Here is an 8337-nt window from a genome sequence, read left to right as displayed (position 1 = left end):
AGCGCCGACGCACCCGCGGCCGTCCAGACTCGATCACAACCCCCACAATATCCGGGCAAACAACACCCCACCCCCCAACACACACCCCACCACCCCAGAGCCCACCCCCCACCCCAGGGCAGCCAGCCCACCCACGACCACGGGCACCCCCTGAACACGACCGCAGCCCTCGACTCAGGGCGAGGCCCGCCGCAGCGGGCATGTCCCGACGCAACACCACCGAAGCACCCCGCCCCGGCCCCCACCTCGGGCCCAGCCCGCACAACCACAGGCAGCCCAGGACAGCCCCAGCTCGCATCAAGGACAGCGCTCACCAGGCGCGATCAAACGCCAGACGCTCGCAGCCCAATGCCACCTCGGCTGCCGTGATCGGCAGAACCCGGAGGACGCGGGCACGACCGCCCGCAGCGCTCCAGGCCAGGCCGCGGAGGCAGGGAAAACCGATCAGCACGTGGCTAACCGTCCTACCAGGAGGCCCCCGCCGCGTTCGAATAGCGACCCGACGTCCTCCTACGCGTCGGCCCGCCGAGCCGTGACCAGCAGGTACTCCCAGTCCATGGCACCGTCGGCGAGGTACTGCGAGGCCAGTTCGACAAGGGCTTCGTCGAGGGCGGCCACCCGCTCGCGATCCTCGGAGATGAAGCGGTATGTGGCGATGGTCGGCCCGTAGCAGGCCTTGAAGAAGTCCCGGAACTCCTCCGGCCGCGCGAACCGGTCCACTCGCAGCGGCTGCCGGCGGGCGTCGACGTCCGTCACTCGGTCCCCGAGTAGGGAGCGTACGTGTTCCGGGTTACCCCACAGAGGCGGCGGCTGGGTGCCGGGCGGCGGTGGAGGGGCGTAAGGGCGCATCGCGGCGAACATCTGTCCGATGAACCCCTCCGGGGTCCAGTTGATCAGGCCGATGGTGCCGCCCGGGCGGCAGACCCGGACCAGTTCGTCGGCCGTCTGCTGGTGGTGCGGGGCGAACATCACGCCGACGCAGGACATCACCGTATCGAACTCGCCGTCCGTGAAGGGCAGGGCCTCGGCGTCTGCCTCCCGCCAGTCCAGCTGTGCTCCGCGCTCTCCCGCGAGGTCGCGTCCGACCGCAAGGAGCTCAGGCGTGAGGTCGGAGGCGATGACATCGGCGCCTAGGAGGGCGGCGGGAATAGCCGCGTTCCCGGAGCCGGCGGCGACATCGAGGACGCGGTCGCCCTGCCGGATGCCGCACTCCTGCACCAACACGCCCCCCAGCTCGGAAATGACTTGCGACGCCACGGCGGGGTAGTCGCCCAGGGCCCAGATCGCCCGGTGTTTCGCCTTCAGGGACTGGGGGGCCGCATTCTCGTTGCTCATGCCTTCATCCCTCCCCCCTGCGAAGGCCTTGGGGGCGGGGCCAGGAGGGTGACGCTCCTCGGTTTCCCCTACGGCGGGCTCAATCGATGTGGGTGGAGAGTGTCAGCGGCGCCTGTTGCGTCACTACTACCGCAAGTCCGGTCCAGAGCTCTCACCCGCAAAGAAATCGGTTGGTGCAAGCCGTCGGAGTTCGGTCTCCGACGGCTTCGTCCTGTCTGAGCCGGAAGGTTTGCAGGAGCGGGGGCATGATGCGCGGGCTCACCCGCCGTCTCCCCTCGACCCGAGTCAGCGTCGCAGCAGGGCGCAGACGAAGTCCTCCTGTACCGCACGGACCTTGGCCAGCAGTTCGGGCTTCATGCTCTTGCTGGTCTGTGTGTTGATCGAGAAGGTGAGGGAGCGCTTGCCGTCCGCAGTGCCGGCCGCGAACTGGGTGTAGCCGGGGAAGTTGCCGGTGTGACCGTAAACCGTGCCACATCGCGTCGTGTAGCGGAAGATCGCCAGACCGCCCGCGTTGACGCCGGGGCCGGCGGGCTCCGATGCGGCGCCGGGAATGAAGGTCCGCTGCTGGCGCCTGGTCTCCTTCGACAGGAAGCCGTGTCCGCCGGCCCAGGCACGGATGAACGCGTTGAGGTCCTTCGGTGTCGAGACGATTCCACCGGACGCCCAGACGCCCGACGCGCTGAGGACCTCGCTGATGTCCTCCGGCGGGGCGGGCGGCGTCACGTCGTAGCCGTGCAGGTACGGCTGCGGCAGCCGGTAACCCTGGGGCAGGCTGGTCTGGCGCAGATCGAGGGGCCGGTACACGAGCTGGTCGAGCAACCGCTCGTACCGCTGTCCCGTGACCGCCTCGGCCATCAGCGCTACCGCGATGTTGTCGGAGTTCGAGTACTCGTACCGCGATCCCGGCGGGAACAGCAGGTCGTCTCCTGCGACGAAGTCGAGCAGCCGGCGGGAGTCGAAGTGATGCCGGGGGTCTTCCTGCAGGATCTCGAGGAACGCCGGCGCCGTCGAGAAATCGGGCAGACCGCTGGTGTGGCTGAGCAGCTGGCGGAGCGTCACCTGATGCCATGCCGTGGGCAGTGACGGCAGGACCTCGCCGATCGTGTCGTCGAGGCGCAGCTTCTGTCTGTCCACCAACCGCAGGGCGACCGCTCCGCTGAAGGCCTTGGCGACGCTCGCGATCCGCATGTGGTCGGTCGTACGGGGCGGTCGGCCCGTCGTCGTGTCGGCGACGCCCGCACGGTAGACCGCCGTCCGGTCACCCTGCCGCATCAGCGCGATCACTCCGGGCGGCCCTCCGGCCGTACGGACGAGGTCGTTCAGCTGCCGCTGCAGCGCCCCGTCCGGGGACGGCGGCGTGGCCGTGGCTTGTGCGGGCTGGATCAGGACGGCGAGCACCGCGGACGCGGCCAGGCCGGCGACGCACAGCCGCGGACGTACGCGGGAACGGGAACGGACTTCAGTGCGTGCCGACACGGGTGCTCCTTCGCGGTGGCACCGGGCGGGAGGACACCCGGTTCAGAGGGTCCGCCCCAGCATCGGACGCACCGTCGGGACGTGCCCGCCCGGTGCTCCATACGGACCAGTCGTCGCGTCCGTCGAGTCCCGTCCCAGCGCCCCGGCGAGGTCCAGCGCACCTGGATGTTGTGCGGCAACCCCCGGTGCCTTCCGCGTCTTGCGCGAGGCGGTCGGGTGCTCGGGTGCCCGGCGCCATGGCCCGTGCAGGTGCCGGTGAGGGCAGGAGGGGCCGGCCCCGCGGGTGCGCACCGGCCGTCGGCGGTCGGTTCCCGCGATCATCGCTGCCCGGGGCGGCTGTGTCGTTGTGGGATCGGCCAATGTTGGGGGCGCGGGACGCGCGCCGCTTCCGTTGTCCCGCCCGTGGCCCGCCCCGCAGGATCCACGGTGCCCGCGGAAGCCGCGGGCTGTGCGGGATCCGAAGGAGGAGCCATGGGTTCGATGGCCGACGAGTTGCGCCGACGCAAACCCCTGAACGAGATGATCGCGGAGGCCGACGGCCAGTACGCGGGACCTCCGTTGCGGCGCAGCATGGGGCTGTGGCAGCTGACGTTGCTGGGCATCAGCTCGGTCGTGGGAACCGGGATCTTCTTCGTCCTCGGCACCACGGTGCCCAAGGCCGGTCCCAGCGTGGTCCTCTCGTTCGTCGTCGCCGCGGCCGTCGCCGGGCTCGGGGCTCTGTGTTACGTGGAGCTGGCGGGCGCTGTCCCGGTGTCGGGCAGCACGTACTCCTATGCCTACGCATCGCTCGGGGAGGGCGCCGCGTATCTCGTGGCATGGTGTCTGATCCTGGAGTACGGGGTCGCGGTCTCCACGGTCGCCGTCAGCTGGGGGCAGTACCTCAACGAGGTCAGCGACGCGCTATGGGGCGTCACGCTGCCGGACGCGATCAGTCAACCGCCGGGGGCGGGCGGCCTGGTGAACGTGCCGGCGCTGGCCGTGGTGCTGCTGTGCTCGTTGCTCCTGGCGCGCGGGACGAGGGAGTCCGCGCGGGTGAACGCGGCGATGGTGTGCGTCAAGATCGGTGTGCTGGTGTTCTTCGTCGCCATCGCGCTCACCGCCTTCACCGCCGACAACTTCTCCGACTTCGCACCCCATGGCATCGGCGGGTTGACGGTCGCTGCCTCCGGTGTCTTCTTCTCCTACGTCGGTTTCGACACCGTCTCCACCGCCGGTGAGGAGGTGCGCAACCCCCGGCGCACGATTCCCCTGGCGCTGCTGCTCACCCTGCTCGTGGTCACCGCGCTGTATGTCGCCGTTGCGGTCGCGGCGGTGGGCGCCCAGCCGGCGGACCGGTTCGGCAAGCAAGCGGACGCGGGCCAGGCCGTCCTGGCGGAGATCCTGCGGTCCGTCACCGCGATGGGCTGGCCGGCGCTGGTGCTGTCGGCGGGTGCGGTCGTGTCCATCTTCAGCGTCGTGCTGGTCACCTTGTTCGGACAGACCCGCATCCTGTTCTCGATGGCCCGCGACGGTCTGGTTCCGGAGGTCTTCCGGCGTGTCGACCGCAAGCGGCACACCCCCGTCCGCAACACCTGGATCGTCGGTACGGGCGTGGGTCTGCTCGCCGCCTTCGTGCCGCTGCAGCACCTTGCCGATCTGACCAGTCTGGGCACGCTGATCGCGTTCGTCGCCGTCGCGGCCGCGGTGGTCGTGCTCCGGCGTATGGCGCCGGACGCACCGCGCCCGTTCCGTGTCCCCTTCTACCCCGTGGTGCCCGTGCTGTCCGCGCTGTCCTGCCTGTACCTGGCGTACCTGCTGCCGGGTGTCACCTGGACGCTGTTCGCGGTCTGGCTGCTTCTGGCGGCGATGCTGTATCTCGGGTTCGGGCGCCGCCATTCGAAGCTGCGGCCCAGCGGAACGACACCGAACACCGTTCCGGTTCCAATTCCAGGGCAGGAGGGCACGAACGACGCCGACCTGGACCAGGCGGGCACGGGCCAGGCGGGCACGGACGCAGAAGGGACCGGCGACGCCGGCCTGAGCGCGGCGGGCACGGGCGAGGGAGGCGAGGGCGTCACGGGTGGCCGGGTGCCGCCGCCCGCCGGTGAGAGCGGTCCGACGGTGCCGCGCGCCTGAGTTCGAGCCAGGAGGCGAGCCGTACGTCCGGGTCGTCGAGGTCGAGGTGGAACAGCTCGTGGATCCGCCGCAGCCGGTGGCGCAAGGTGTTGGGGTGCACCTTCAGCCGTGCCGCGGCCGATGCCACGTCGCCCGTCGCGTCGAGCCAGGCGGTGGCGGTGGTGCCGTAGTCGGTTCCCTGGGCGCGGTCGTGGGCCAGCAGGGCGTCGATCTGCGGCAGCCGCAGCCAGGCGTCGCGCTCGAGTTCGTCACCCAGGCGGTCCAGCAGGATCCGGTGGCGTACGTCGCAGGTCGCGGCGGCCGGCTCTCCGGGCCGGTCGTGGGCGGTGGCCCGCAGGATCCCGTCCGCCTCACGGCGCAGGGCGGCGGACTGCGCGAGGTCGGTGTACGGGCTGGACACCGCGGCCCGTGCGCCGTCGCCCACCGATCGCCTTACGGCCGCCAGCGCGCCGTCCGCGAACCGGCGGCCCGCCGCCTGGCCCGTCGCGGGCAGCAGGACGTACACCGCGCCCTGGTCGGCGGCCACGGTCGCACCGGCCTGGTGCGCCGCGCAGTGCCGCATCAGCACCCACTCGACATGGGTGAGCAGCGCCGGATGAGTACCCGCACCCACCACCACCGCCGGCCCTCCCCCTGCGGCGCCGGGGGTGGCGGAGCCGGGGGTGCCGGGGGTTGGGGGTGCGAAGGCGGTGAGGCAGAACTCCGTACCGGGGCGCAGTCCGAGCAGGTCCGCGGCCTCGTCGGCGGGCGGTCCCGAGCGGTGGAGTACGGCGCGCAGCGTGTCCCGCCGCATGCGCCGCTCGGCCTCGGGAAGGTTCAGTGCGCGCAGGAGGTGCGGGGCTGCGAACCGTGCCGCGTCCAGCAGTTGCAGCTCCGCCTCACCGCTGAGCCCCTCCTCGGGTTCGATCGCCCACAGCGTGCCCAGCGGGAGCGCTCCGGCACGGATGGCGACCGCCGCCCTGGGCAGCTCCTCCCCCATCGCGGGAAACCGCACGGCGCCGGCCGCGGCGAGCACCTGGCGGTACTGGCGGCGCTGCTCGGGGACATCGGGAACCCGGCGGTGCAGGATGCCCCACTGCCGTACGGAGTCGATGCGTACGCCGGCGACCTTGGAGTAGGCGACCACGTTCTGGTCCAGGTCCTCGATCGCCACCGAGCCGCCGACGGCAGCGGCCAACGCGTCGGCGAGCGCGAAGAGTTCCTCACCGCCCGCCGGTGCGGACCCGGTCGTCTGCCCGCTGCCGTGGGCGGCGAGCGCACAGCTCACCCCGGCGTCGACGTTCCGCCAGGGCATCGTGTCGTCGGCGGTGAGCAGTGCGATGCCGCACATGCGTGCCTGCTCGATGAGCGGCTGAGGGTCGTGGCCTCGTCGTTTGACCACGACGGCCGCGAACTGCAGTTCCGCGGCCCGGCGCAGCACCTGGTGGGCGCGGGGGTCGGCGATGGGGACACCGACGAGGAGGAGGACGGCCGCGGGCAGGTGCGGGACCGGTTCCTCGGGGTCGTGGATCACGGTGCCGTTCACCGGCACGTCCAGGCCCGCGGGCGCCACCAGCAGCCGTACCGAGGGACACGTCCGTGTCCTGGACCAGGGCCCTCAAAGTGACCGGACCACCGCTGTCCCCCACCGTCGCGGGCGTTGTCGGATCGGACAACAGGAGCCTCGTTTCATGGGGAGATCGGCCACGGTGACGCGGCGTGCGGGCTGCCAGGATAGCCAAGCATCCGCAGTCGATCGACAAAGGGAGACTCTCGCGCATGACCGTCGCCGCACAGCCAGCCCTGCCCGCCGCCTCACTCGTCGGACTCTTCCCCGACGGCGCTCACCTGGACGAACACGGTGAGCTTGTCGTCGGCGGATGCCGTGCGAGCGACCTGGCCGACCGATTCGGAACCCCTGCGGTCGTGGTCGACGAGGACGCGCTGCGCCGCCGGGCCCGGCGCTACGTCCACGCCATGACAGAGCATTGGCCGAACAGCCAAGTGGTGTTCGCGTCGAAGTCGTTCCCCTGCACCGCGGTCATACGGACCCTGATCGAGGAAGGCCTGGGAGTGGACGTGGCCGGAGGCGGCGAACTCGTCACCGCGCTGGCCGCCGGCGCCGACCCGGCACGCCTGGTCGTCCACGGAAACGCCAAGACCACCGAAGAACTCGCCATAGCGGTGCGGGCAGGCGCCGGCACCATCGTGGTCGACAACTTCGACGACATCGACCGCCTGGAACGTGTGGTGGGTGACCGGCGGCAGCGGGTGCTGCTCCGGGTCATCCCGGAGGTGTCCGCCGACACCTACGAGGCCATGGTCACCGGGCAGCGTGGCTCGAAGTTCGGACTCTCCGTCCTGGACGCCGTCCGCGCCGCGGAACGCCTGCGGTCCAGCAGCCGCCTGCAGCTGGACGGCCTCCACGTGCACGTGGGCTCACAGCTCCTCGACACCGAACCCTTCCGCAAAGCCGTCGAAGCCCTGGCCGCCATCGGCGAACTGGGCGAACACGCCGTCTACGACCTCGGCGGAGGACTGGGCGCCCGCTACACCTACACCGACCGCCCTCCCACCATCGAGGAATACGTCACCACCCTCACCGACGCGGCACGCACCCACCTCCCGCCGACCGCCCGCCTCATCATCGAACCCGGGCGCTCACTGGTCGCCGAAGCCGCCATGACCCTCTACCGCGTCGTCACCGTCAAACCCGGCCCCCGCACACTGGTGGCCGTGGACGGCGGAATGGCCGACAACCTCGAACCCATGCTGTACGGGCAGCGGTTCGAAGCGACCGTCACCTCCCGCGTCGGCGGCGGCGAACGATGCGACCTCGTCGGACGCCACTGCGAGTCAGGAGACACCCTCATCCGCGACATCCCCCTGCAGGACCCGCACGTGGACGACATCATCGCCGTACCGGTGACCGGCGCGTACTGCTCCTCACTCGCCAACAACTACAACGGCGCCCGACGCCCCCCGATCATCTTCTGCCGCGACGGCGAAGCCCGCGAAGTAGTCCGCAGGGAAACCTACGACGACCTGCTCCGACGCGACATCCCCATCGACCGACCCGCCCCCGGCGTCCACCACACCACGCCCGGTAGCGGCCAAGTCGCCCTCGGCGGCAGCCGCTGACCGGCGCGGAGCCGAAGGGACAGCACGAGCGGCACGAGCGGAGCGCCTTCCGCCGGAAGGCCGGACGGGGCCGCGGTGGTGAGCTGCTCGGAGCGGGGCGTGCGCCGCGCGTACCGCTGGGACGGCGCCCCAATGCCATGAAGAAAGCGTCGCGATCGATGGGGCCGGTCTCCGGTCGACTTCCGCACCCAACCCACGACACATGCGTGTGCCGGGCAGGTCGAGGCTGCCCGGCACACGCGGATTCAGGGGTGTCGGCCGGCCCTGCCGTCCGCGATGGAGGCTTGGGCG

Annotated in this window: 5 protein-coding genes; 2 read left to right on the top strand and 3 right to left on the bottom strand. The window is 71.2% G+C overall.

The genetic code is table 11. The features are described from left to right. Positions 1-510: 510 nt before the first annotated feature. Positions 511-1335: a class I SAM-dependent methyltransferase gene (locus ACFQ7Q_RS36735; RefSeq protein WP_383563164.1), complete on the bottom strand. Its 825-nt coding sequence runs from the start codon at positions 1333-1335 to the stop codon at positions 511-513. Between the two features lie 285 nt (positions 1336-1620). Beyond that, entirely contained in the window at positions 1621-2811 is a 1191-nt protein-coding gene (locus ACFQ7Q_RS36730) for a serine hydrolase domain-containing protein (RefSeq protein WP_383563161.1), read from the bottom strand. A gap of 471 nt (positions 2812-3282) precedes the next feature. On the opposite strand from ACFQ7Q_RS36730, the gene ACFQ7Q_RS36725 reads away from it, so the two are divergent. Next, positions 3283-4926, top strand: a complete 1644-nt coding sequence (locus tag ACFQ7Q_RS36725) for an APC family permease (protein ID WP_383563159.1) — start codon at positions 3283-3285, stop codon at positions 4924-4926. Here ACFQ7Q_RS36725 and ACFQ7Q_RS36720 read toward each other — a convergent pair. Beyond that, the gene (locus ACFQ7Q_RS36720) at positions 4865-6451 is read right to left on the bottom strand and encodes a PucR family transcriptional regulator (protein ID WP_383563156.1); all 1587 of its coding nucleotides are present in this window, start codon (positions 6449-6451) and stop codon (positions 4865-4867) included. The two genes, ACFQ7Q_RS36725 and ACFQ7Q_RS36720, sit on opposite strands and share 62 nt — an antisense overlap. A gap of 233 nt (positions 6452-6684) precedes the next feature. On the opposite strand from ACFQ7Q_RS36720, the gene lysA reads away from it, so the two are divergent. Continuing rightward, positions 6685-8046: a diaminopimelate decarboxylase gene (gene lysA / locus ACFQ7Q_RS36715; protein ID WP_383563153.1), complete on the top strand. Its 1362-nt coding sequence runs from the start codon at positions 6685-6687 to the stop codon at positions 8044-8046. Positions 8047-8337: the final 291 nt, after the last annotated feature.

Source organism: Streptomyces sp. NPDC056527 (genome assembly GCF_042794475.1).
Classification (GTDB): domain Bacteria; phylum Actinomycetota; class Actinomycetes; order Streptomycetales; family Streptomycetaceae; genus Streptomyces.
This window is presented reverse-complemented; position numbering and strand designations above follow the sequence as displayed.